Annotated in this window: 12 protein-coding genes; 7 read left to right on the top strand and 5 right to left on the bottom strand. The window is 58.3% G+C overall.

Annotated features, from left to right (window positions below; all coding sequences use genetic code 11):
- Positions 1-154: 154 nt before the first annotated feature.
- From ACUVSA_RS02825 to ACUVSA_RS02810, 4 genes are all read right to left on the bottom strand, one after another.
- Positions 155-4,933: a (Fe-S)-binding protein gene (locus ACUVSA_RS02825; protein WP_445893711.1), complete on the bottom strand. Its 4,779-nt coding sequence runs from the start codon at positions 4,931-4,933 to the stop codon at positions 155-157.
- A gap of 20 nt (positions 4,934-4,953) precedes the next feature.
- Entirely contained in the window at positions 4,954-11,478 is a 6,525-nt protein-coding gene (locus ACUVSA_RS02820) for a hypothetical protein (protein ID WP_445893710.1), read from the bottom strand.
- A 291-nt stretch (positions 11,479-11,769) separates the two neighbouring features.
- Positions 11,770-12,684 (bottom strand): hydroxymethylglutaryl-CoA lyase, encoded by a 915-nt coding sequence (locus ACUVSA_RS02815; RefSeq protein ID WP_445893709.1) that lies wholly within the window; start codon positions 12,682-12,684, stop codon positions 11,770-11,772.
- Between the two features lie 47 nt (positions 12,685-12,731).
- On the bottom strand, positions 12,732-13,970 hold the full coding sequence (locus tag ACUVSA_RS02810) for a THUMP domain-containing class I SAM-dependent RNA methyltransferase (RefSeq protein WP_445893708.1): 1,239 nt from the start codon (positions 13,968-13,970) through the stop codon (positions 12,732-12,734).
- A gap of 385 nt (positions 13,971-14,355) precedes the next feature.
- Here ACUVSA_RS02810 and ACUVSA_RS02805 point away from each other — a divergent pair, with 385 nt between their 5' ends.
- Genes ACUVSA_RS02805 through lhgO form a run of 3 tightly spaced genes read left to right on the top strand, consistent with a single transcriptional unit; the run spans position 14,356 to position 17,738 of the window.
- Positions 14,356-15,180: a polysaccharide deacetylase family protein gene (locus ACUVSA_RS02805; RefSeq protein ID WP_445893707.1), complete on the top strand. Its 825-nt coding sequence runs from the start codon at positions 14,356-14,358 to the stop codon at positions 15,178-15,180.
- Between the two features lie 18 nt (positions 15,181-15,198).
- Positions 15,199-16,485, top strand: coding sequence for a radical SAM protein (locus ACUVSA_RS02800; RefSeq protein ID WP_445893706.1), 1,287 nt, complete (start codon positions 15,199-15,201; stop codon positions 16,483-16,485).
- A gap of 38 nt (positions 16,486-16,523) precedes the next feature.
- Complete coding sequence (gene lhgO, locus ACUVSA_RS02795; protein ID WP_445893705.1) at positions 16,524-17,738, top strand: L-2-hydroxyglutarate oxidase; 1,215 nt, start codon at positions 16,524-16,526, stop codon at positions 17,736-17,738.
- Here the strand turns inward: lhgO and ACUVSA_RS02790 are convergent.
- On the bottom strand, positions 17,648-18,124 hold the full coding sequence (locus ACUVSA_RS02790; RefSeq protein WP_445890905.1) for a PaaI family thioesterase: 477 nt from the start codon (positions 18,122-18,124) through the stop codon (positions 17,648-17,650). The genes lhgO and ACUVSA_RS02790 overlap by 91 nt on opposite strands.
- Before the next feature lie 389 nt (positions 18,125-18,513).
- On the opposite strand from ACUVSA_RS02790, the gene ACUVSA_RS02785 reads away from it, so the two are divergent.
- The 4 genes from ACUVSA_RS02785 to ACUVSA_RS02770 all read left to right on the top strand — a co-directional run bounded on the left by ACUVSA_RS02785 (position 18,514) and on the right by ACUVSA_RS02770 (position 23,836).
- The gene (locus tag ACUVSA_RS02785; protein ID WP_445893704.1) at positions 18,514-20,403 is read left to right on the top strand and encodes a thiamine pyrophosphate-dependent enzyme; all 1,890 of its coding nucleotides are present in this window, start codon (positions 18,514-18,516) and stop codon (positions 20,401-20,403) included.
- A gap of 25 nt (positions 20,404-20,428) precedes the next feature.
- A complete protein-coding gene (locus ACUVSA_RS02780; RefSeq protein ID WP_445890903.1) occupies positions 20,429-21,001 on the top strand; it encodes a 2-oxoacid:acceptor oxidoreductase family protein in 573 nt (190 codons plus the stop codon).
- A gap of 61 nt (positions 21,002-21,062) precedes the next feature.
- Complete coding sequence (locus ACUVSA_RS02775; RefSeq protein ID WP_445893703.1) at positions 21,063-21,953, top strand: branched-chain amino acid ABC transporter permease; 891 nt, start codon at positions 21,063-21,065, stop codon at positions 21,951-21,953.
- Positions 21,954-21,958: 5 nt separating this feature from the next.
- Positions 21,959-23,836: a branched-chain amino acid ABC transporter ATP-binding protein/permease gene (locus ACUVSA_RS02770; RefSeq protein WP_445893702.1), complete on the top strand. Its 1,878-nt coding sequence runs from the start codon at positions 21,959-21,961 to the stop codon at positions 23,834-23,836.
- Positions 23,837-23,855: the final 19 nt, after the last annotated feature.

Below are 23,855 nucleotides of genomic sequence, written 5' to 3'. Positions count from 1 at the left end.
TCCGGACCTGACATCCAGGCTTTCGTCCACCCACATCGACCGATCACAGACAGTCGGCCAGGTCTTGACGTCTTTATGGTGCCGGAGCGCCGCACAGCGCGGGAAGATTTCGCGCCGTGCACACTTGCCGCAAGTATCATTCTCCTAAGACTTCTTAAACCCTCAAAGGCGACGCCGCAGCGCTCATGGTCCACAGGCGTCGGGAAATTTCCTGCCGAGATACCTGAAGCCAGGTGCTCCATTCCTCAGCTGATTCCTTTTCGGCTTCCTTTTCCAGGGCCAAAGGCGATACGCCCAAAAGGACGTGGAATCCTTCATCAATTTCCCGAATGCGCTGCTCTCGGTCTTCTCGATCCGATTCCCTCAAGGTCTCGATGCGCCGAAACCATTGGTCCATGAAAAAGTCGCGAAAGTCGTCGTCCGTGGACGGATCCGGTCGTTTTTGGTACTGGCGAAGGACATGGAACACACTGTATCGATTAATGGTCCCTTCATACCATGACTGCACAATGCGAAGTCTCTTTCGGTCCAGCTCATGCACAATCTGACGGATGCGCGTTCGAAAGGAATCCATACGTTCCTTTTCCAGCAGCTCGGAGAGTTCCCGGTACATGGCCTCTTTCAAAGTGCCTAAGGCAATGCCGCGGCGCTGCATCACCTCTCGAGCGTCTTCAAAGCCTTCTCCCCTGAGCAAGGCCTGGCGAATTTTGGAAAAGGCTTTGTCGGCTTCGTAGAGCTCGTGGCTTTGGGATGCCAGCCTTCGCGCAACGGCCATGGTCATGATCCAGATGCGTTCCTTGTGCCATCGAGCCCGTTGCGCCCATTCTCGGGCAAAGGCTTGACGCAGGTCGTCTTTGTCCAGCCCCTCCAAGTGATAGCCCTCATCCCAAAAAACCTCAAAACAGGCCTCGGCGTTCATGGCTTGGGCGTCCTGGCGTACCATGTGAAACCGCATGTAGAGCTGCAGTTCGCGGACGGCAGCGGCCACATCCGCCTTTTCCCCTCGAGACACCCCGTCGCGCAAACATCGCCGAACAGGTTCCAGATCCTTCATGCGATTCACCACAAGGCTGTAGCGCGCCCCCAAGCCCTTGGGCAAAGGAACCGGCAAAGGTTCTGTCAGTCGATCATTGGTGAACTGGAGCCATGCTGCTTCAATGATATCGGAGGTTTCGCGAATTTCGCGCAACAAAGCCGTGATGACGTCCAGATCCCCTTCCCTTTTGGCTAAAACAAAGAGGTAATGGAGAAGGCGTTCTCGGTTGAATTCCCCGTAACGGCGCACAGCCTTTTCCACTTCTTTGATCCACCGTGGAAAGGTGGTTTCGTACCACGCTATTACACTGTCCGAGATCCCTTCCAGAACGACTCCGGAAAAGGCTTCCACGAGAAGGCGCCACCGAACCAAACTCACCATTTTGTGCAGGACATCCAGAAGCAGGGACTCCTTCCAAGAAGGAAACTCTTGGAACCAATCGAACATTTTTTCCAGGATCCTTGGCGGATCCACACCACGACGCCACGCCTCCTCAATCCAGGCTCGAAGAGCTTCGGCGGGAAGCGGCTCAGCCCGCTTCGATGACACAACCTCTTCCACAAGGGAGGCCAGTCTCCTGGCCCGCTCTTGCTCCTCCAGCACCTCTCGGATGAGGTTTTGAATGAGTTCGTGTTCTGAGGCCTCGTTATCCGCCAGCGAAAATCCTTCGGCAAAGGTCACGGCCGATGCCTGAAACGCTTGCCAGACCGCAGCCACGAGCCGGTTCATGTTCGGCGTATCTTGGCCGTAACCTGTTTTTTCGCCACCAGGCGCCACGGCTCGGCAAATGCTTTCCAGATGCGCTTTCAAGGCGGCATGGTTGTCAATGACCGATTCATGAACGGTTTGTCCCGCATCAGGCGCGCCTTTTCCAGGGGTAAGCTCCTTTCCACCATACACCCATGAGCTCAGCACATCCCGAAAGAAGACTTCCTTTTCACCCCGATGCTCCATTTCCTGAAGAAGCTCTTGCGCCACCCGTCGTGGGGCGGGAAAGTTTTCCTGATGCCAGTAAGCATTTTTGATAACCTTGGAAAATTCTTCCCAGTTGTCGATTCTGTAGCGCGGGTGGTTCATGACGAGAAGATCCTGATTCCACCACTCAAAGAATCGCTCTTCGAAGCGTTCCAGCCGATGCGCCAAAAGGCGCCGCCGATCTTCCGCGCTCAGTAAATGAAGGTAAGGAATGGATGCATAAAAGCGTTCGGCCTGAATTTCGGGGCGGGCCTCCTGAGCCGACGGACCCCCGGAGAGTTTAAGCCTTTCCAGGGCCAGCCAATCGGTTTGCTCCTTGAGTCGCTCCCATTCTTTTTGCAACCGCACGGCCCCGTTTTGACTCAACCACTGCCGCTCTTCCGGCTGAATCTTTTCCGTCGCTTCATACCCGATGGTTTCCACGAGGGCCTGATAAAAAGCTTCGGTATCCGGCCTCTTGCACACATCAGGCTTGGATTCCAAGGCGTGCCAGCAGTCCAAGGCCTTTTGCAGAACCCGTCGGCGCACCTCTTGGCGCGACACATCCAGCACTTTGGTCACAGCCCGGCGCAAGGGATGCCGCTTCCCTAGGCTTCTCCAAGCGGTGGGATCTTTCAAAAGCTCGTAGGCGGAACCCACCCCGTCTCTTGACGTTGCCGCCGCAGCATGGGCCTGAAGCACTTGGGTCAGTTTCTCCCGCTGAGCGGCACTCAAATGGGCGCATTCTCCTATTCGGTGCCGGCCTTGCGCCAAACTCCGTGCAAATCCGGCACAGTGACTTTCGCCGCACGCGCCGCAATCCAATCCCGGCAAGGCCGAGAGCACCGCTTGAGCAAGTTGCTCATCTTCTGATGGGCCGTTGAGGATCCCAGCCCATTGGAGCACAAATTTTTCCGGGGCCACATTCCCGTGCACACGTCCTGGAGCGACAATGCGCAGGGATTCTTCCGCAAGGGCTGAGCGCACCGCGTCCAGAGTACCCACTTCCGCCGCCAGCCTCACGTCCGCTTTCAGTTCTCGCACCACGAAATGGGCCAGATGCACGCCCACTTCTTCTTCATCCAGGCATACGGGAGGCCTCTGACGTCGAAAGAAACGCGCTGCCCGGTCTTCAAATTTCCGCACAGCTCGTTGAGCCAAATCCTGGGTCACCTTTTCCCACGGAGGGACCAGCACGGCGCATGCGGCCGAAACCTCGTCCACAGAAAGGAGCAGCCGGCTCCCGTGCGCTTTTTTGCGCTCAGCCAGGACGAACCGGTAAAAGGCTTCAGCAAAACGCACTACAGTCCGATCCAAAAGGGCTGAACCCTCTTCGGGAGCCAGCTTTTGCAAAACCGGTGCGCTGCGGCGTGCCTTCGACCAAGGTATGAGGTCCCGAACCAGTTCCACAAATTCCAATGGGGTGCCCATGATAGGAAAGGTGACCGCGTGCCCCAGACAAGAGGAGGGATCGACCGTTTCCGAAGAAGCCTTGACCCGCGCCACATGCTCAGCCAGGGATGCCAAAAGGCTTTGCATCTCTTCGACGTCCGTGTCGGTCCTCAGGGGCAGAGCCGGGCCGAAAGCCAACGCCTCCGTGCGTACGGCTACACGAAAATCCGCTTCGCCAAAAGCCCGGGAACCCGGCTTTTTCTGAAAGCTCTCCCATTGCCAACGGCATTCCCTTTCCAAAAGCTGCGTCAGCTCTTTTCGCGTCGCCAGTTCGTAGCCACGCCGCTGGCGCACCAGAGCCTTAACAAGGCGTTCCGGGAACGCGGCGCGCACGCGATCCTTCAAGACCTCGAGACCCTGTTCCGGGGACGTGTTTTTCATGCCAGCCAGAGACCAAGAGGCGAAAAGGCGAAGGGTTTGAACGACGAGGTGTTTGCGAGGCAAGGGCTGCGCAATCATTTCCTTGACTTCTCGAATCTCCCGCAGGAGTTCGTCCAGCACCCTGTCCCGCTGGTGTTGCCAGTGACGAAACACATGGGCGCAATCCTGCTCCAAAGACCCGTGCAGGTCATGGATCGGCGTCACAACGCGCAGGCTCGCCTCATCAAAACGCGCTGTCTCTTCAGGGGGCACCACATCGGCTTCGTAGGGGTCCTTGAAACTGGCATGCCTTATGTGAAAACCATCGCCCATGAGGCCTTCCAGGACGGAGACGGCATCCGGCAAAGGTTCTTTTTCGACGACGCGTTGAATCACAACCAGCATAAGATCCGTCAGGGAGAGAAAGCGACGCCATCCCACGACGGATTGAAGCCTTTTGGCATCTTCATCCGTCATGGTCTCGGCCAAACAAAACTGGTGGCATCGCAGCAAAAGGTAAAACAACGCCTCCAGAGGGGCGTCCGGTTTCAAGGTGGCATCCAGGCGATGACGCAATTGTTCGGCACACCTTTGAGCGATGGCGGAAAGTGGTTGGTTTTCATGGGTCAGGAGCTGGTGTTCCAGCCAGAGAAGAACATCCTCGTGAGTGACACAAGGGGCTTCGGGGTTTTCCCACTTGAGAAAGCGCAAGCGGTCCAGACGGCGCTCATGAAAGACGGGGTCCGTGCGATGATGGTTTTCCACAAGAAGAAACCATCGAACCCAAGGAAGAAGATCACACGGCTGCGTCGCAAAAAATCCCACACGCCGCACATGCTCCAGGGGATCCCCCGCCTCGAACCAACTGTGGCGCACCACACCGAGGCACACCGCTTCAGGATTCAAATCCTCGGCATCGGTGTTCCAGGCCTTATCGATGCTTTGCAGGGTCCCAAGAGCGTGGACCACCGCCCTATTCAGGTGCTGCAGGCTCCCTTGAAACTGAAAACGCTCGGCGAGGGTCCCTGTGATCTTTCCGGCCGTGCTTTTCAGGGCGTTTTCCAGTTCGACGGAAAGGCTGGCGTAAAATCGTTCCACAGAACACGGTAGATTCAATCCTTTGATGCCCATGGTCGTCCCCCGTCCTCTGCTTAGATGGCGCCCTGGCCGCTGAGGTCCGGCCACACCCATGTTCGAAAATATTCCATGTAAAAGTCCTGGGACTTTCTGACGCCGACCAAGATGTGGCGCCGCAGATAATCTTCCACCATGTTCTTTTTCTGGTCGTGACTTAAAGAATCGGAAAGCCCATTGAGAAAAGCCTGGAGTTTTTCTCGAGCCTGTCCTTCAAAGAAATCTTCAATCTCCGGGGCATACAGTTGGGTGAGGACCTCCCGCTGCACGCCGCGGTCGATCACGTTTCGGTAGGTCCAAAGATATTCCGCTTCCAACTGTCCGACGGATGCTTGAGGCACTTCCGCGAGCAAGCGTCTCCATTGAGACGTGGTTTCCTGAGCCATGGATTCCACAAGAAGGCGATCGTAGTCTTCCGGATTGAGGAGCAAGGGGCGGCGACAGGAAAGCTCCACAAGTCGGCGCACAGCCTTTTCCAAGCGGGCCGCTTCGTCGGCGTCAAAGGGCACAGCGTAAAGCGCCGCGGCTTCCCTTTCACTGTCTTCCAGAACACAGGTCCACGGCGTCGCGGCCCGGCCGCCGGATTCATCCGCCGCATGCATGAGACCCTCCGAAGGGACTTCCTGAAAAGGTTCGCCTGAGGATTCCGCCGCAGCATCTTCTTTGAGGGCTTCCGCATCCAGCCCGAATCGGCTGAGCAGCGTGGTGGAAACAAGCCCCTTTGGCGATCGGGCGAGAAGAAGGCGCGCCTTTTCCCGGTCCTCGGCCGATTCCCCGTAGTAGAGCAGCACCAGAGCGCGACGCGCATCGCTTCGGCCCATCTCCGCTGCCAACCGAGCCAGGCGCTTTTCCAGTTCCACAACCAGGCGCTGCCGAAGCATGGTCTCTCCATAAAGTTCCTTCGGCCCTACGAATTCCACCTGGTGGTAATGAGCAAGCAGCCCCACATAGTCGCGCCCAATGATGCGCCGATGCAGCTGCTGCCGAAAGGATTCTTCCAGTTCGTGATCCTGCCCCGAAAGGTGTTTCGGAACCCGAGTGTGGCGTGCCATGGCCCGCACATGGAGCGCGGTCAGCTCCTCTACCCAGTCTTTCAGCGTCTCGTCTTCCGTGACCCAACGTTGCAGCGCTTCCTGTTCCCATGGTTCTATGGGGCTGAAAAGAAGGTGGGTGGACAATAACAAGGCTTTCATTTCCGGCACCGTGATTTCACGGCCGCCCAAACCGCCCACCAAGGTCCGCAGCAGCGCCGGGCTTCGACCGTTCAAAGCCTGAGCCAAGCGAGCGCAGGCGTTGAACACGCGGGAGGCCAGCGGCGGAATGGACCCGAAACTGTTGGAGCGATCGAGTACGGCCACAGCCCGCAGCCCTTTGACCCAGTGCTGGAGTTCCTCTTCGGGGAAGGGGTTCATGAGCCGCACCGACACGCATCCCATGCCCCGCCAGCCCTCCTCTTCCAGTTCCTGCAGCGCCTCCACGGCGTTGGGAAACAAGGATCCCTGCAAAACAAGAAGGGTTTCCACGCTGTCCGTGTCGGGATGGGTCGCTTCGTGCAACGCCGAGCCGGCCACACGCACTTCCAAAGGATGGAGATTCACCCCGGTCAGCCGCCGCACAGCGTCCACAGCCTTGGGCCACACCCAGCGCACCATGTCGTGCGCTTTTTCCACCTCGCTTTGCGTCTCCTGATACGTGGCCGCCGTGCAACTGGGACCGTGCACCACCCGTTGCCCGGCCGTATTGATAATGCGGCCTTCCGAGAAATCAAAGCCTTGGAGGGTTTCGGCCAACCAGCGGCGCACCACCGCATCGGGGGGTACTCGGACAAGCCCGATCTTGTGCGTGTCCGTGATGCCGCCAATGGACAGAATGACCGGCAACTTGGCAAAATGGGTCAGAAGCCGCGCCAGGTACAAACAGGGCACATATTCTTGAATGCTCTTGGGCGCCAACATGATGCCGCCGTCGTCTCGAAAACTCATAAAGTCCGTGTGGCTCTCTTCGATGTTGAGATTGGGCGCCGCCAGAGCCCGCTTGGTTAGGAGAAAGAGGCCCTCCAAGCGCGCTCCCACAAACTGGGGAATAATTTCCGTAAAGAGCCTCCAGCCTTGTGAGGCGGTAAACGTGACGGGGAGAAACAAACCGGTGCGCGCCACACCCAAAAGTTTTTCCGCCGCCACTTTTTCCGATGGGTTGAGCTCATCCACGACGATATAGGGGTGTCCGTTGGCAAATGCCTCCGCCATGGCATAAAAGGGGTTGCCGGCCGGAGTGATGGGAAAACCCACGTAAAAGAGCGGGTGTTCGGGCAGGGCGATCTGGGAGAGCACCATGCCGGCCAGCGTGCCGCCCATGATCATTAGGGCGTCTCCCGGGTCGTCCGCACAACGGCGCTGATCGACCTCGGGAACCGCTGCAGCCGGTTTCAAGAACCTTACGGCGCCATTCCTACCGAGGCCGTTCATTAGAATGGGCGACGGCCATTCGCGCCGTTCATTCCGAGCCTTGTCCATGGCCTTTTCGTAGAAGGTGAGCAGTTTGGCGTTTTTGAGCACGGCGTCAGGAAAGCCTCGAATCAGCAGGCCCTTGTCCCGATTCCAGTCAAAGGGAAGGCCCGCATGCACCAATGCGTCAAAGATGGCTGAAACCGCCACCAGATTGGACACCATGCCGGGCCGTCCGGACACCCGTTCCATGATCCCGTCCATATCCACGGTGAGCATGCGGCACGAAATCAAGGCACGGCATAAAGCCCGCAGCTTTTCATGCTCTTTGGAAGCCGTTCTCACGCCCACCGTGCGCAGGGCCCGATCCAATTCCTCTTCCACACGCTCAAGGGCCCATCCACCCTCCTGAGAAGCCCTGTGCCTCAAGTCGGTGACCAAAGCTTGAAGCTTTTCCGGGCACATGCGCACCACTTCCATCCAGAGCTGCTGCGGATCCTCCCAATGATTGACAATCACCGTGCCGCCCGGCCGCAAGGATCCAAAAAGCATCTCGGGGTCTCTTTTCATTTCCTCGAAATTCGTCACCACCATCACGAGAGCGCCAAAGGAAAACATGGCGTCTTTTCTTTCCAGGGGGCGACTGTCCGCAAAGGTTGCCGAAAGCACGGGAGTCCCTCTCTTGGAGGAACCAAACTGCCAGGCCATTCCCGCCCAACACCCCTTGGCGGTGAGAAACTGGGCGAACACGCGGTTGATGGCAATGCCTCGATCGCCCGCCAGACTGGCCACGGCTATAGTAAAGGGGCCAAATCGGGAAAGAACGTGTCGCAGAGCTTCCCGTTCATGCAGCGCCGCCTGAACATGCTGCACGCGAATCAGCCCTCCGGTTTGCAGAAATTCTCTTCGCAACTGCTGAGACAAACGATACTGTTGCAATTCGGTCCAGACGGCCAGCGTGCGCTCTTCCAAAAGGCGATCCAAAACGTGATACAGAAGTCCTGTGAGCCCCCCTTCGCTGTGAGCCTCCGAATCCTGACCGTCGTCCGCTTGGAACAATTCTTTGCCGATGGGGTCGGCTTCCCACAAAGCCTTGGCGGTGTCTCGAAGCTTGGCGTAGGCTTTTTGCACTTGTTCCAAAGCCTCACGCGCTTCCTTGCGGCGCCGGTTCAGCGCCTCTTCCTCTTCGCCAAGGGTCCCCAGTCCTGCTTCAAAGCCTTCCAGGCTTTCCAGGGCTCGAAACACAGCCTGCCACCTTTTTTCATCCTCGTCCTGAAAGCTGTCTCGAAGCTTCGCATAGCGAGCCCCCGTTTCCTGGCCCAGAAGCCGTAGAACCATGTCTCGTTCCAGGCTAACGGCAAAGTGCGGTTTCAGCCGGCCGTCCTCGTCAAAAAGGACCGCATAGGGAAAGGCGCTACCGTCGTGCCGTGCCGATGTCCATTGAGATCGAAGATCGTCCAGAAAGCGTCGCACCCGCCTTTCCGCCTGGAGGATCAACCGAGTTTCCAGGTCGATCTGCCAATTCATCTGATCGCGATAGGTTTCCAGCTGCATGATGAGGAAACGGGCCAGAGCGTTTTTCGGCACCCATTGCCCGGATGCCGTATCGCGCGTCAGCAAGGCTTTGTAGCGAGGATCCCTGGAAACCCAGTAGAGCACCGGCTTGGGATCCATGCGCCATTCTTCGTAGGGCTTTCCTCGATCTTCCGGATGAAACGGGGCCACCCGTTTGCGGTATCGGCCGTAAAACACCACTTCGGGAAGCATACCCGCATGGGCCATGAGGCGGGCGTAATCGTCGGGATCCTGCCCGAAAAACTTTCCGGTTTCCGGGCACGGTGTCACGTCCCATCGCATGGCCGATTGCCCTAATCGATCCGCGAGAAGCCAGAACTCTTGCGAGGCGGCTCGGTTTCCACTGTGCCCCAAGCCCACGAGAATGCCTGGAAATTCCGCGGCCAGATTGATGAGGCTCCACTGAATTTTCTGATTCCCCATCAGAAACTTCCCTATGGGCGTGGTCAAGGTGCCCATGCCCAAAAGTGAACTGGCCGAGCTTTCCCCTCCCGTATTGGAATAGACCTGCGTGTCGGTGATGGTGATGAAGTGCAGCGCGTTGGCCCATCGTTGTCGAATGAGAAAAGCCTGCTGGCGCAGGGCGTTGAGCCATGCCGGAAGGCCGATCACCGCTCCTCCGTCACCGCCTTGGCTCACCACATAGCGCCGTCCCTTTTTGAGAAGCCCCATGCGCACGGCCCGATCCAGCACCTGGGTCATGGCTTCCCCAAAGGCGAAACCACCGCCGAAAACCGTCCGCCCTCCCGGCACTTTCTGCGCCGTTTCGTTCATCTTGTTCAGGGTTTCGCTCATGCATCCCGTTTCACAGGTAAAGGCCACCTGAGGCACCTCGCCGCGGGCGAGACTCATGGCGATGGCCATGGCCACGGGGATCGACAGAACCTGCGCTTCAGCGCAGGACGGACACGCCGAATGTCCCCCTGCAAAGGCCATGGGACCGTAGCGGGCATGAAGCTGGGCCCCAGAGTGAGGCAGATCGTTGAGAAGCCTTTGCGCTATGGAGGCTTCATGTTGCAGCAGTTCGGGATGGCGTGCAAAGATCTCCGGCATTCGCCGTGTCAGATCGTTGAGCAAGGGGCTTTTTGTCACCGGATGTTTTTGGGGTAAGTGCGGACTCACGATCAGCCCTTCCCTTCCCACATCCCGCAGGACTTCGGCATGCACACGTGCCGGGACATCTTCCTGTCGCGGCGCCAGGATGAGATCGATGTCCCCTGCACGCCACAGGCGGGCAATGGAGCGGCCGTCCCACAATCCCTGTTCCTTGAACCACCGGGTGACCTCGTTGGCCGGCACCTGCACGTGCGTCACCGTCGAGGAACCCAGGGTGAACGGCGGCACATCCGCCACGGGTCTTTCAAAAAGCCCTGTGGCTTGCACCTGCAGCCCGGCATGCAGCGCCGCTCTCAGAAGGTCTTGTTCCACAAGGCCGTCTTCGCTCGCACACAAAAGGCCAGCCGTGAATCGGGGTCGAATCAGGCATACGGGATTGCCGTCGGAAAAGAAGGTCACGGTCAATCCCCTTTCCGGAACGCGCCCTTGCCATCCTTCCCCCCTTACCGGTGTAAGCACTTTCTGCCGGATTCCTTCTCCCGGCCACGAGCCGGAGGGGCCTCGATGAAAAGAGAGGGACTGTACCGTGTAGGGGTATGGAGCGGGGTCCTTTTCCAGCGCCGTGAGCCACCGTTCCCAGGAGGCGGCATGGTCCCCATAAAGCCGAACGCCGACCCCGTAATCCAAAAGGGCACGGCGTCGCGACGGGGATTCCTGATCTGCGGTGTAAGGCACGGAAACAAGAAAGGGACAACGCATGCGACACAAACCGCAGTGCGTACAATGATCTTCCACGGGTCCCAAGAGCCTTATCCCTGTCGGATCCACATGGACGCGCATCTCATGGCACAGCCCCACACAATGCAGACATTCCGTACACTGGGCCGTGTCCACGCGCATTTTGCGGGACAAGTATCGCACCCGCTTGTCCGTACTGTGTCGTTCCACCAGGTTATGGCCGCCCAGAACCATGAAATCGCCGAGGTCATCGTATCGAGCGGGATCCTGAGACCGCAGGCCCATCAACTGGGCAAAAGCCAGCACGAACGGCCATAGGGTCGAGTCGTCCAAGGGGCTGTCCACAAGGGCGTAGTCACCTTCGGCATCTTGCACGAAAACGGCCACAGCACAGGTCTCAAAGGTTTCCTGAGACGGCTGAACCATGAGGGCGTAGAAGCGGCCTTCGGCAAGATGCCTGCGACAAAGAAACGCCGCCATGGATGGGGATGCATCCTGTCGAAGCCCATCACGGGCATAGCGGGCGCCAAGCAAACCCAGACGTACGCCGGGGGCGAGCCATTCCTCGGAAAGAACACGATATCGGCCTTGCGGGGTTTCCATGCACATCCCCAAAACGTCGTCTTCGGCGCGTATGGGCCACGAAGCCGCATCGGCTCGGTGCAATCGCTCTAAAACACCTTTCGGGACAGGAAGACACGATATTCTAGGAAACAGTGCGTCCTGCATGGCTTCTCCTTCATGCTTTTTCGGCCGCCGACAGGAAGAGATGGGAAAAAGGAAAGAAGATCGGTTGCGGGAGAAAAGAAATCCGCTCTCGAGCGCCGATGACGCCCGTTCACAGCACGCGCATGAGTAGACCTTTAGCGGCTCAATGCGATGTGGTGCTCGGGAAAAAATGCGGCGGGCCGTCCATCAGGGGTAAATAATGGGGGACCGTCGCCAAGCGGTACACTTAGAAGAAGAATCGACGGAGCCGTCAAGAAAAATTTTTTCACATAGTCACCGAAAGATTCTTTTTTAAACACGGCAGCCCGTACGGCCATAGCGCCCCGGAAGTTTTCTTTGAAAGGCGGTTTCGAGAAAGCCTCGAACCGCCGAGAGTCTTTCCAGGTCGATCCCCGTAGGGACTCCCATGGCGTGAAAGAGGTGCACCAGATCCTCCGTGGGGATATTGCCTGCCGCTTCCGGAATGAAAGGGCAGCCGCCGAGCCCTCCACAGGCCCCGTCAAAGCGCGTGACGCCCAGCTTCCACGCGGCCCACACATTGGCCAGTCCAAAACCGAAAGTATCGTGCAGATGCAACGCCAAGGGCACCGAGAAGGTGGTCAAAAAAATTTCCACGAGGCGTTCGGTGTGTCGAGGATTCGCGCAACCGGCCGTGTCCGCGAGACAGAGTTCGTCCGCACCGGCTTCCGCAAGAACGGCCGCCAGCCGCAGCACACGATTCTCGGGAATTGATCCTTCAAAGCGGCATCCAAAGGCGTTCATCACGCCCGCTTGCACCGCAATCCCGTCAGCCTTGGCCCGGCGCACCACAGACTCGGCCCTGCGAAGGGCTTCCTTCACCTCACAGCCGCTGTTACGCAGGCTGTGCGTCTCCGATGCAGAAATAAACACGGCCACATGATCCACACCGCACGCGGCGGCTCGTTCCAGACCCCTTTCATTTAAAACCAACGCGCGATAGACCACACCCTCTTTTCTCTTAAGACCTCGCACCACCCCTTTTGTGTCGGCCATCTGGCGGACCGCTCGAGGGCTCACAAAGGAGCCGACTTGAATACGCGGGACACCGCAATCTACCAAGTCTACGATGAGTCGAATCTTTTCCTGAACACTCAGCACCCGCGCTTCGTTTTGTAAGCCGTCTCGAGGCGCGGTTTCTTCAATGAGCGTGGGCACGGCGGACTCCTTTGGCACGGCCCTTTCCATGGCGTGCCTCTGCGTGAACGATCCGGTCTCTTTTTAAACCCATCTTCTCACAGGTCATAGAAACCCGCGCAGATGGACAAGCCCCCATGACGCAAACGCCGAATCTTTCGAGGCCGCACAGCGTCGAAAATGAGCAGTTCGCGATGCGGGGCCAGAACGATCGCTTTCCAGCCCCGAAAACAGCACTCAAGATGACGGCCGAGCCGCTCGTACAGGGACCGGTCCACCTCCAGCCTGACGCCGTACGGGGGATTCAAAAAAACGAGCCCGGGAGGGATGGACCACTTTTGAGGATCCACGTTTTCAAAGGGCATGGCGTGCCATGTCACCCACTCGGCTACGCCGGCTCGACGGGCGTTTTCCTGAGCCACAACCACGGCTTTGGCATCCCGGTCCACGCCGATCAAAGTCCCGGGCTGCAGCGCCTTTCTCCCGGCATCGGCTCTTTTCAGAAGATACGCCCAGGTCTTTTCCTGAAAAGACGGCCATTTTTGAAAAAGAAACTGTCGACGCCGTCCAGGAGGAATGTTCGCCGCCAAAAGGGCCGCTTCGATCACAGCGGTGCCGGATCCGCTCATGCCGTCTATCAAGGGCATCTGAGGGGTCCAGCCGGACTGAAGCAGCAAAGCGGCCGCCAGGGTTTCCCGAATCGGCGCTCCGGCATGTTGGATTCGGTATCCTCTTCGATGAAGATGTGCTCCCGAAGTGTCCAAGCTGATCACGCCCTGCTTATGTTGCACGTGCAGGAGAATGCGCTGGACGAAACCTTCACCCTGGATGGAGGTATCTTCCTCCGTTTTCCCTCCTCCATGGCTGCCTTCAAGAAAGCGCACCATACGCCCCAGAGTCTCAAACCGCTGGCGCAAAGCATCCTGAAAAGCCTTTTGGGCCAGGCCGCTGTGGGTAATTCGAGCGCCCTTGAGATACACATCGACGCGAACAGGCACACCGGCATCGATCCACAATTCCCATGGTAGGCGCACCACTCTGGCAAAAAGCTCCTCCCGGGCGCCCACTTTGATGGAAAACCAACGGCAGACAATCCGACTAGCCGTTCGCAACCACAGGTTCGCGCGGTAGCATGCTTCCAGTTTTCCTTGAAATTCGATGCCGGCTTCCGATTCTTCCAGGATGTCCAGGCCGAGCCTTTCCATTTCGCGGCGGCACACGGAGACCAGTTCCTGAGGCACAATGGCGGCAAACCGGTGCATTTTGGCTCGCACATGCGTGCGCACGCGCCTTTCCATGGAGGACACATTTTGCCTGAGCTGAGGTACGGGCATCATCGGCCTCTCACCTCGAGAAAGCCTGAAGGCTTCATGCAAAGCGTTGCGTTCGCCCGCTGCATCCTGTAGAGCAGGTTTGGGCGGGCCCGCATGTCCCAACGGAGGCACAGTGTTCTCGAGGTTCGATGGATTGCGGACGGCCGTCCCGCCGAAAGCGTGGAGATGGCTGTCCTCGATCCGCGCCCCAAAACCCTCGGAGAGCATGCTCATGCACGCTCCTTGCAAGCTCGTCCGACGATGGTTTCGCCGCTTCCTTTCGGCATGCGGCTGTAGGAGCGGCTCCAAGGCGCGATAGAAAATCATGGCTTGCGCCGCTCCTGTTGAAGGTGTTCTCAGACACAGCTCCTACCGAGCTTTGGCGACGGCGTCAAGAAAGGCAAAACCTATGGACAAAGAAAAACAGCGATGGCGCCTGCGAAACCCCCGAGTGTCATCGCCGCTCTGGCACGCTCCCTTGCCCAAATGGCGCCGACACCTCGAAGACATGGTGCAGCGGCTTTCCGCCAGGAATCAGGCCCGCGTTTTTTTTCGCGCTGATGACATCGGGGCGGCAGGCCAGAGTTTTGATACCCTCTGTGCCCTCTTTCGTGAACACGGGGTACCCCTGGCCCTGGCCGTCGTTCCGGCTTGGCTCAGCGACGCACGAATGACGCGCCTTCTGGCGTCCGCTCCTATGCATGAGACCCTGTGGGGGTGGCATCAGCACGGATGGCGCCATGTGAACTGGCAAAAAACGGGAAAAAAGTCCGAGTTCGGTGATCAACGGCCCTTGGAGAAACAGTGGCGGGATATTTGGCACGGCCACATGAAGCTTCTGGATATTTTTCACGACCGGCTTCTTCCGGTATTTACTCCCCCGTGGAACCGCTGCAGTGCTGCAACCCTGGAAGTGCTTGTCCGGCTCGGATTCCAGGCGGTATCCACCACCGATCCTTTGCCAAAAGCGGGAAAACCCGCGAACCAGCTAAGGAACTTGCGCATTGCCGTGGACCTGCACACGCGAAAACATCATGACGGCGCCGCTGATTACGCCGCCCTGGTGCAGGAACTGAGTGCCGCTCTGAGCAAGGACACACCCGCAGGCATCATGATTCATCACCAAAGGATGACATCCTTTGCCTTTGACTTTCTTGATGAACTCCTTCGACAACTCCGCTTGTCGGGAAAAGCCAAATTTTTGTCTTTTCAAGACCTGTTGAAAAATCCTTGAGGAGCAACACAGCCCGTTATGGCCACTCACCGTGCCCTGTTGCTGTACGCCGACCATTCCGGCCGCATTCTGGAACACCCCTATTTGGAGATGGCCGCATCCAGCGCCGGGCGCCTCTCGCGCCCGTCGCCCGAGGACCTCATTCCACTGCCTGAAGGCAGTGAAATTTTTCGACTGCCGGGCCGTTTTCCCGTGGGCTATGACCGAGAAAAAAAGAGGTTCCACGTTCTCAGCAGTGACCCTTACAATCCTCGACACACCGTGGATGCTGTGGCGGCTTTTGTGGCCCCGGCCCACACGCAACTTTATACGGCGGCTTACAAGACACGTCGCCACGCTCCTCTTCTGCCGCTTTTTGCCTACACGGCCGTGGGATGGTTCCAAGGGGGCTTTGTCACCACGGCCGTGCGCCTCGATCCCGATCCTCGGCAGGATTTTAAGCATTTCGACCCCGAAACCATAGCACGAAACGTTCGTCGGCGCCTGCGTCGCGCGCCCACCAACCGTCTGGTCCAGCACCTGGGTCGTTGCGCCCTCACCTATGGATGCCCGGCGGCCAGAAATCTTTTCATGGACCGCTGGGAAGCCCCTCTTCCCACATCCCCTTCTTGCAACGCTCGATGTTTAGGCTGCATCAGCCTTCAGGAAGAATCCGGCCTGTGCGCCACGCAAGAAAGGATCCGTTTCGTGCCCACTGCGGAAGAAATCGCCGAAGTCGCCGTCCCTCACCTCCTCAAGGCCCCTCGGGCCGTGGTGAGTTTCGGGCAAGGCTGCGAAGGGGAGCCTCTGCTGCAAGGACCTACCTTGGAAGCCGCCATTCGACACATACGCCGGGAAACCTCACGAGGGACTATCCACTGCAACAGTAACGCCAGCCTTCCCGATGTGATCGCCCGGTTGGCCGATGCGGGGCTGGACAGTTTGCGGGTAAGCCTCAATTCAGCGAGACCGGCCTTTTACCACGCCTACTACCGACCCAAAGGCTACAGTTTTGACGATGTGGTGCGATCCATACGCCTCATGAAATCCCGAGGGCTCTTTGTTTCTCTAAACTATTTTGTCTTACCGGGGTTTACCGACGACCCGGAAGAAGTGCGGGCCTTGTGTGATTTGTTGGAAAAGGCTCCGGTGGACCTGATTCAAATGCGAAACTTCAATGCGGATCCTGAATGGATCTTGAAATCCATCGGCTTCAGGTGCGTTCGAAAACCCATGGGCATTCGGCGTATCCTGGACATTCTTCGGGACCGTTTCCCCGATCTTCGGTTCGGCTATTTTAACCCATGCTTGGACCCCAACGCATAAGGTGATACAGCGACAGCTGAGGCGTTTCCTGGAAACACATGGAGGTGACCGTGGGAAAATGGGATGTGGTCGTCATCGGTGCGGGCATTGTGGGTCTGGCAACGGTTTATCAACTTTTGGAGCGCAGGCCGTCTTTGAACGTGGTGGTTTTGGAAAAGGAAGACCAGCCTGGAGCCCACCAAACGGGGCATAACAGCGGCGTCATTCATTCAGGCATTTACTACCGCCCTGGATCCTTGAAGGCGTCTCTGTGCGTGGCAGGCGCCAAATCGCTGGTGGATTTTTGCCGAGATCAGTCCATCCCTTTTGAAATTTGCGGGAAAATCGTGGCCGCCACCAATGCGGTAGAGGTGGAACGACTGCAGGAACTGCAGCGACGCGGAACCGTCAACGGCGTGCCTGACATCGCCGTCCTTTCCCCCGCGGAAGCTCGAAACATCGAACCCCATGTCCACTGCGTGCAGGCCCTATGGGTGCCCACCACTGGCATTGTGGATTTCCGTCAGGTCGCCCAAAAGCTTGCCCAGATCGTGGAGTCTCGAGGCGGCCGCCTCCTCTTTTCTCAGCCAGTCATGGCCATGCGCCGGGAGCGGGGCGCGACGGTCGCGATCACACCTCACGGCGAATTTTCCGCTCGGGTTGTCATCAACTGCGCCGGCTTGCATGCCGACCGCATCGCCCGCCTTGCCGGCTTCACACCCCCTGGCCGCATTGTGCCGTTCCGCGGGGAATACTACAGCCTTCGCGAAGCACGCCGCCACCTGGTTCGATCCTTGATTTATCCCGTGCCGGACCCCAGATTTCCTTTCCTCGGAGTCCACTTCACACGGCGCATCGACGGATGCATCGAAGCAGGGCCCAACGCCATATTGGCTTGGGCTCGCGAAGGCTACACACCCACTACCGTGCGGCTTCGAGATACCCTCGAGGCCTTGACCTACCCCGGCTTTATTCGGCTCGCCCGTAAGTATTGGAAAACGGGACTTGAGGAAATGGTTCGATCCCATTCCAAAAAGCTCTTTGCGAAAGCCCTGCAGAGGTTGGTGCCGGAGGTCACGGCACAGGACCTGGCACCGGGAAGTGCCGGGGTGCGCGCTCAGGCCCTGAGTCCCGAGGGCAGGCTTCTGGATGATTTTGTTGTGATGGCCGAAGCCGGCCAGGTTCATGTGCTCAATGCCCCTTCTCCTGCAGCCACCTCTTCCCTGGCCATCGGCGAGGTGGTGGCCGCCAAAGGCTTGTCCTTTTTGCGGTAAACCAGAGCCTGACACATGGCGATGAGGGTTCCGTCAAGATCGGTGACGCGAATCTGGTAACTGGCCGTTCGCAGGGTGCGGTGCACTTCTATGGCTTCGGCCCGCAGGGTGGTTCCCAGGCGTGGAGCCGCCATATAGGTTACGTTCATATTGAGCGCTACGGCCATAATGCCATGGGAATTGGAAGCGATTTCAAAAGCTTCGTCGATCAGTGAAAACACGGCACCGCCGTGGGCCAGACCGAAGATATTTTGTTTGGAGGCATCGAAGATCATTTCCACCAGCGCGTAGCCGGTGTCCATGGCCACCAGCCGCAAACCCAAATGGCGGGCGTAAGGTTCTTCGTTGACCTTTTCCATCAGAAAAGATCGGACCTTCTCGTCCATGTCGCTGCACCTCCTGGCTCGTGTCAAAACACCACGTGGTCCTCTGCGCAACATCCTTGGAACCGTAAAGGGCTATCGCCGTGATCAAGGAACCCCTTATGACCTGTTCGCCACGCCATGGCCGTTTGTCACGGGCCGAGCCTTACGAGGATCTCTTGACCCTAAAGGATGTCTTTTGCTACAAACGAACCGCTTTGATAAGGGAAGGATCCAAAAAAAGGCGCCCGGACGACAATGATGAGCGGGAAACCCATCTTTGACCATAAAAGCGGCTGGTGGTGGTGGAAAAGCAGGCGTGTGAACCGTCCACCCTGGGGCCGTAAATGACGCTTCTCTAGGCCGTGGACGGCGCGCCCGTTCACGGCCTTTGGTTTTTTGTCCCTTCGAACATGGAAAGACGGGAGTTGTTCGTGGTCGAAAGAAAAATACTGTTGGGTAATGAAGCCATAGCCCATGGGCTTCTGGAAGCCGGCTGCTCCATGGCGACGTCTTATCCCGGAACACCCGCCTCGGAAATCATGACCACCTTGATCCAGCTCAAGAAACAGCACGGACTGTCCTGCCACTTGGAATGGTCCATCAATGAAAAGGTGGCGGTCGAAACGGCTTTAGCCAACAGTTACATGGGAAGGCGATCCGCCGCCGCCATGAAACAGGTGGGCTTAAATGTGGCCGCGGACCCGGTGATGAGCGCCGCCTACACCGGCGTCAAGGGAGGTTTTCTTCTCATCGTGGCGGATGATCCTGGACCTCATAGTTCCCAAACGGAACAGGACACGCGGCAATTTGCCATGTTCGCCAAATTGCCGGTGCTGGACCCGGCTCTGCCATCCCAAGCCCGCGACTGGATCGCTCCGGCCTACGCCCTTTCCGAAAAGTATGAAATCCCCGTCATTCTTCGTCCCACGACCCGCGTCTGCCACGCTCGACAGGACATGGCTGTGCGGGCCTTTTCCAAAGGTGTGGTTCAGCCGGTCTTTGAAAAGGATCCCGCTCGATGGGCGGCCACGCCCAAGTTTCGTTATCTTCTTCATCAGAAACTCAATGAAAAACTGGAAACAATCTCCCGTGACCCTTTCTGGCAACCCCGGCTTCTCAATGCCGCCGCTCTGAACGATCCCACCGAACTTCAAACGCCGAAAAGACATGCCAAAGTCCTGGTCACCTCCGGTGCCGCGTGCGCTCATGCGGTGGAAATCCTTCACGCCTTGAACCTCTGGAAACACATTCCCATTTATCAGGTGCCCATGCCTTATCCGCTTTCGGAAAACTTTTGCACCGAAGTTCTGGACATCGCACAAGAAATTCTCGTTCTGGAAGAGACACAGCCGGTGATTGAAGGGCAGATTCGGGACCGAAACAAGGTCAAAGGGCGTCTGAGCGGGCACGTTCCTAAAGAAGGCGAATTGCTGCCGGAAATCGTCGAAAACATTCTGCGGCGATTTCTGCATCTTCCCACCGCCGCGCCCACGCCACCTTCGGCTTTGGCGCGGCGGCCCACGCTGTGTGCCGGATGCGGGCATCGAGCCGCCTTTTTTGCCATTCGCAAAGTGTTTCCCAAAGGCATCTATGCCGGCGACATCGGCTGCTACACCCTGGGCCTGAACTTGGGCGCCGTGGATACCGTGTTATGCATGGGCGCCTCCATCAGTCAAGCCGCCGGCTTTTACCACGCCTATCGACAGGCGGGTCAAAACACCCGGCACGTGGTGGCCGCCATCGGCGATTCCACATTCTATCACGCGGGCATTCCCGCTCTCATCAACGCCGTTTCTCAAGGGTGTCGATTTCCCGTCATCATTCTGGACAACGGCACCACCGCCATGACGGGCCATCAGCCCACTCCGGCCGCCGGCATCACGGTGGATGGCATCACGGTGCCCGCCGTTTCCTTGGAAGCCTTGGCCAAGGCCTGCGGTGTGAAGCATGTGAGCGTGGGCGACCCCTACGATCTTGCCGGCTTTACCGAACTGTTGCAGGCGGCCAAGGCCCATTGCCAAGATTCGGAAAACGGCGGCATGGCCGTGGTCATTGCGCGGTGTCCCTGCCTTATGGCCCACGCGCGCCAGGAAGGCCGCCCATCTTCGGCGCCACGCCCCATGGTCACCGACAGATGCGAAGGGTGCGGTTTCTGCCTCAAGTATTTTGAATGCCCGGCACTGATCTTTCACGGGGAAAAGGAAGCGGTTTCCATTGACGAGAACATCTGCGCCGGATGCGGTGTCTGTGTGCACGTGTGCCCTCACCAAGCCATTGCCTGGGCGCCGGCTGACGTGTGATGACAGGAAAACAAGGACGAACCTCATGCAACAGCAACAAATCGCCGTGAGCGGCCTCGGTGGACAGGGCGTGCTTTTCGTCACCCAACTCCTGGCGGAGGCGGCCCTGCGCAAGGATTTTTCGGTGTTGGTTTCCGAAACCCATGGCATGGCCCAAAGGGGTGGCCATGTCATCAGCCACCTCAAAGTGTATGCCCGCACGAACCCTGAGACGCCCCTCACTATGGACCCCCTGACGACATCACTCCTGACAAGCCCCCTCATTCGCCCCGGGTGCGCCGATGTGCTTTTAGCCCTGCACGAAGAAGGTCTGGCAGCTCACGGATACCTGCTTCGGCCGGATGGGGCCCTGTTTTGCCATCGCCCGCAGCCCAAAGCTTTCGGCGACATCAATGCCGTGGGCTTGGCCAAAAAGCTCGGAAACCCTGTGGCGGCCAATGTGGTTCTTTTGGGCTTTGCGGTGGCCAAAGGCGCCCTTTTTTGCACCATCGAGGATGTCAAAACCGTGCTGGCTCAGTCGACGGGCAAAAGGGCGGCTTTGAGCCTTCAGGCCCTGGAAGCCGGAGCACAGGCGGCGTTCACGTGTCGGGGCGGCTGAAAAGTTTTCGCCATGGAAAAATGTCGGCCTATGAGAATTTTGCAAAGAGCGTAGCCCGACCATGGATGGGACCCTTTTCGAACAAATGCCGCAGTTTGTGGTGTCGGGACTGACCCACGGCAGCATCTACGCCTTGATCGCCTTGGGGTTTTGCATGGTCCAGAACGCCACCGGCATTGTTAATTTCGCTCAGGGCGATTTCGTCATGCTCGGCGCGCTCATGGCCGTAACCCTTTTGAAAAAACTTGCCCTGCCCATGGCTGCGGCACTCGTGGGCGCCGTCCTTTTCGGGGCTCTGTGCGGCCTGGCCCTGGACAGGGGCCCTTTGCGACACGCCCGCCATCGCAATGTGCTGGTGCTCGTGATGATTACCGTCGGCGTTTCCATCAGTGTTCGAGGCGCCGGCATGTTGGTCTGGGGCAAGAACGTCCATGCCTTGCCTTCCCTGGGAAAGGAAACGCCTATCATCTTGGGTTCCGCCGCTGTGGTGCCTCAAGTACTCTGGATTATCGGCCTTTCCATCCTGATTCTGGGGCTGCTCTACGCCTTTTATCGCCATACACTTCTGGGCAAAGCCATGCGGGCCGCGGCCGACAACCCTTACGGAGCCGTTCTGATCGGCATTTCCGTCTCCAAGGTCACAGCCCTTGCCTTTGCCATGGCCGGATCCATGGGCGCCTTGGCCGGCATTTTGATCGCACCCTTAACCAGTATGAACTACAGCGGCGGTCTGATACTCGGACTCAAAGGCTTTTCCGCGGCCATTCTCGGCGGCTACGGCAGTGTTATGGGCGCCGTCTTTGGAGGGTATCTCCTGGGGCTGTTGGAAGCTTTCGGCGCCGGATTCCTGTCTTCCGCATACAAGGACGCTTTTGCTTTCGTTATCCTTTTGGCCGTCTTGTTTGTCAGGCCTGCCGGATTGTTCGGCAGTGAACGGGTTCGAAGGCTTTAACCTGTATGCGCCCGATTCCGTTTATCCCCAAGGCCTGGAAACCCCTTCTGGGGCTCGCCGCCCTTCTGGCTTTGACAGCCCTTTTAGTGCCCAACGATTATTTTCTTGTTCTCTTCAATATCATGGCCTTGAACGCCATGGTGGTGCTGGGACTGAATCTCCTCATCGGCTCTGCCGGCCAAATTTCTCTCGGCCACGGCGCCTTCTTTGGACTGGGAGCCTACAGCAGTGCCATCGTGACGACGCAGTTGAGCTGGCCCTTGTGGGCCGGGTTGGCTGTCGCCGTGGTGGTCACGGCTCTCTTTGGCGTTGCTCTGGCCGTTCCGACCCTTCGGCTGGAAGGTCATTACCTCGTCATGGCCACTCTGGGCTTCAACATCATCTTCAGCATCTGCCTCAATCACATGGAACCGCTGACGGGAGGCCCTTCCGGCCTTTCCGTCATTCCGGTTATGCACCTGGGCCCATGGGCTCTGGACACGGACCGACGATTCTTCTTCTTTGCTTGGTCGGTTTTCCTTGCGATCTTTGCCGGCGTGCTCAACCTGGAAGACTCGCGAATCGGACGCGCCCTAAAAACCATTCACGACAAGGAACTCACAGCCCGAACCCTGGGTGTGCCGACGTCCCGGTACAAGGTACAGGTGTTTGCCCTGAGCGCGGTGCTTGCGGGCTTGGCAGGCTTTGCCTATGCCCATTATATGACGTTCATCAGCCCGAGCACCTTCGATATTTTTTATTCCGTTCAAGTGATCACCATGGTGGTGGTGGGCGGTCCGGGCAGTCTGTGGGGAGGATTGGCAGGCACGGTGATCTTCACCTCTTTGCGGGAACTCCTTCATGCTATGGAAGACTTTCAGGTCCTCGTCTACGGCCTGCTTCTGACCCTTTCTCTTGTTTTCTTTCCCCAGGGTTTGCTTCCCGCCGCTTTGAGTGTCGTGCGGCGCCCATGGGGTTGTGCACCAGCGCGTCCTCAGGGCGACCTTTGCAGCCCAAGAAATGAGAGACGCCCAAAGCCGGACTTTGGGATGCAATCTTGGGGGCTTCGGGCTGTGAAGCTGCGAACCCAGGCACCGGACGCTTCAAAATCCAAAGATTTCAGCGACACGCCCGTTCTTCGAGTGGAGGGCCTTTCTGTGCAGTTCGGCGGGCTTCAGGCCCTGGCGCACGTTTCGTTTTCCGTGCATGCGGGGGAAATCTTGGCGGTCATCGGACCCAACGGCGCCGGCAAGACAACGCTTCTGAACGCCATCTCCGGCCTGGTGCCCTTGACGGAAGGGGCCGTGGCGGTGCGCGATGTACACGTGAGCCGCAAGCGGGCGGACGAAGTGGCCTGCGCCGGCGTGGGCCGCACTTTTCAAGCGGTGCAAATGTTTGAGCATCTCACGGTTCTGGAAAACCTCATGGTGGGCATGCATCGTTTGGGCCGATCCGGATTCTTCAAGGCCATGGCGCATACGCACTGCGAGCGACGGGAAGAGAAAGAACTGCAGCGACGGGCGATGGAGCTTTTGAACGAAACCCCTCTTGCCTCCTTAGCCCATGAACCGGCGGCCTGCCTTTCGCTTTTTCAACAAAAGCTTCTGGAAATCCTTCGCGCCTTGGCCATGGAACCGGCCGTGCTGTTGCTGGATGAGCCCGTGGGAGGATGCTCACCCAATGAAAGTCGAACCCTTATGGATTGGATCGCCACCCACCAACAGGCCGGCATGGGCATGGTCTTGGTGGAACACGACATGAACATCGTCATGGCCTACGCCACGCGCGTGGTGGTGCTGCACCACGGACGTGTCCTGGCGCAGGGGCATCCCACGGCGATTCAAAAGGACCCGAGGGTCATCGAGGCATACTTGGGGCGGCGCCGCGCGGGGCCTCACCCATAATCCGCGGGAAAAGCACCTT

This window comes from Desulfosoma sp. (assembly GCF_052743555.1).
This window is presented reverse-complemented; position numbering and strand designations above follow the sequence as displayed.

Bases quoted from the DNA above. Each gene is read 5' to 3' on its own strand.
- ACUVSA_RS02825 (WP_445893711.1), bottom strand. From the start codon at position 4,933: ATGGGCATCAAAGGATTGAATCTACCGTGTTCTGTGGAACGATTTTAC.
- ACUVSA_RS02780 (WP_445890903.1), top strand. From the start codon at position 20,429: ATGCAACAGCAACAAATCGCCGTGAGCGGCCTCGGTGGACAGGGCGTG.
- lhgO (WP_445893705.1), top strand. From the start codon at position 16,524: ATGGAGGTGACCGTGGGAAAATGGGATGTGGTCGTCATCGGTGCGGGC.
- ACUVSA_RS02770 (WP_445893702.1), top strand. From the start codon at position 21,959: ATGCGCCCGATTCCGTTTATCCCCAAGGCCTGGAAACCCCTTCTGGGG.
- ACUVSA_RS02790 (WP_445890905.1), bottom strand. From the start codon at position 18,124: ATGGACGAGAAGGTCCGATCTTTTCTGATGGAAAAGGTCAACGAAGAA.
- ACUVSA_RS02800 (WP_445893706.1), top strand. From the start codon at position 15,199: ATGGCCACTCACCGTGCCCTGTTGCTGTACGCCGACCATTCCGGCCGC.
- ACUVSA_RS02785 (WP_445893704.1), top strand. From the start codon at position 18,514: ATGGAAAGACGGGAGTTGTTCGTGGTCGAAAGAAAAATACTGTTGGGT.
- ACUVSA_RS02805 (WP_445893707.1), top strand. From the start codon at position 14,356: ATGGACAAAGAAAAACAGCGATGGCGCCTGCGAAACCCCCGAGTGTCA.
- ACUVSA_RS02815 (WP_445893709.1), bottom strand. From the start codon at position 12,684: ATGGAAAGGGCCGTGCCAAAGGAGTCCGCCGTGCCCACGCTCATTGAA.
- ACUVSA_RS02775 (WP_445893703.1), top strand. From the start codon at position 21,063: ATGGATGGGACCCTTTTCGAACAAATGCCGCAGTTTGTGGTGTCGGGA.
- ACUVSA_RS02820 (WP_445893710.1), bottom strand. From the start codon at position 11,478: ATGCAGGACGCACTGTTTCCTAGAATATCGTGTCTTCCTGTCCCGAAA.
- ACUVSA_RS02810 (WP_445893708.1), bottom strand. From the start codon at position 13,970: ATGATGCCCGTACCTCAGCTCAGGCAAAATGTGTCCTCCATGGAAAGG.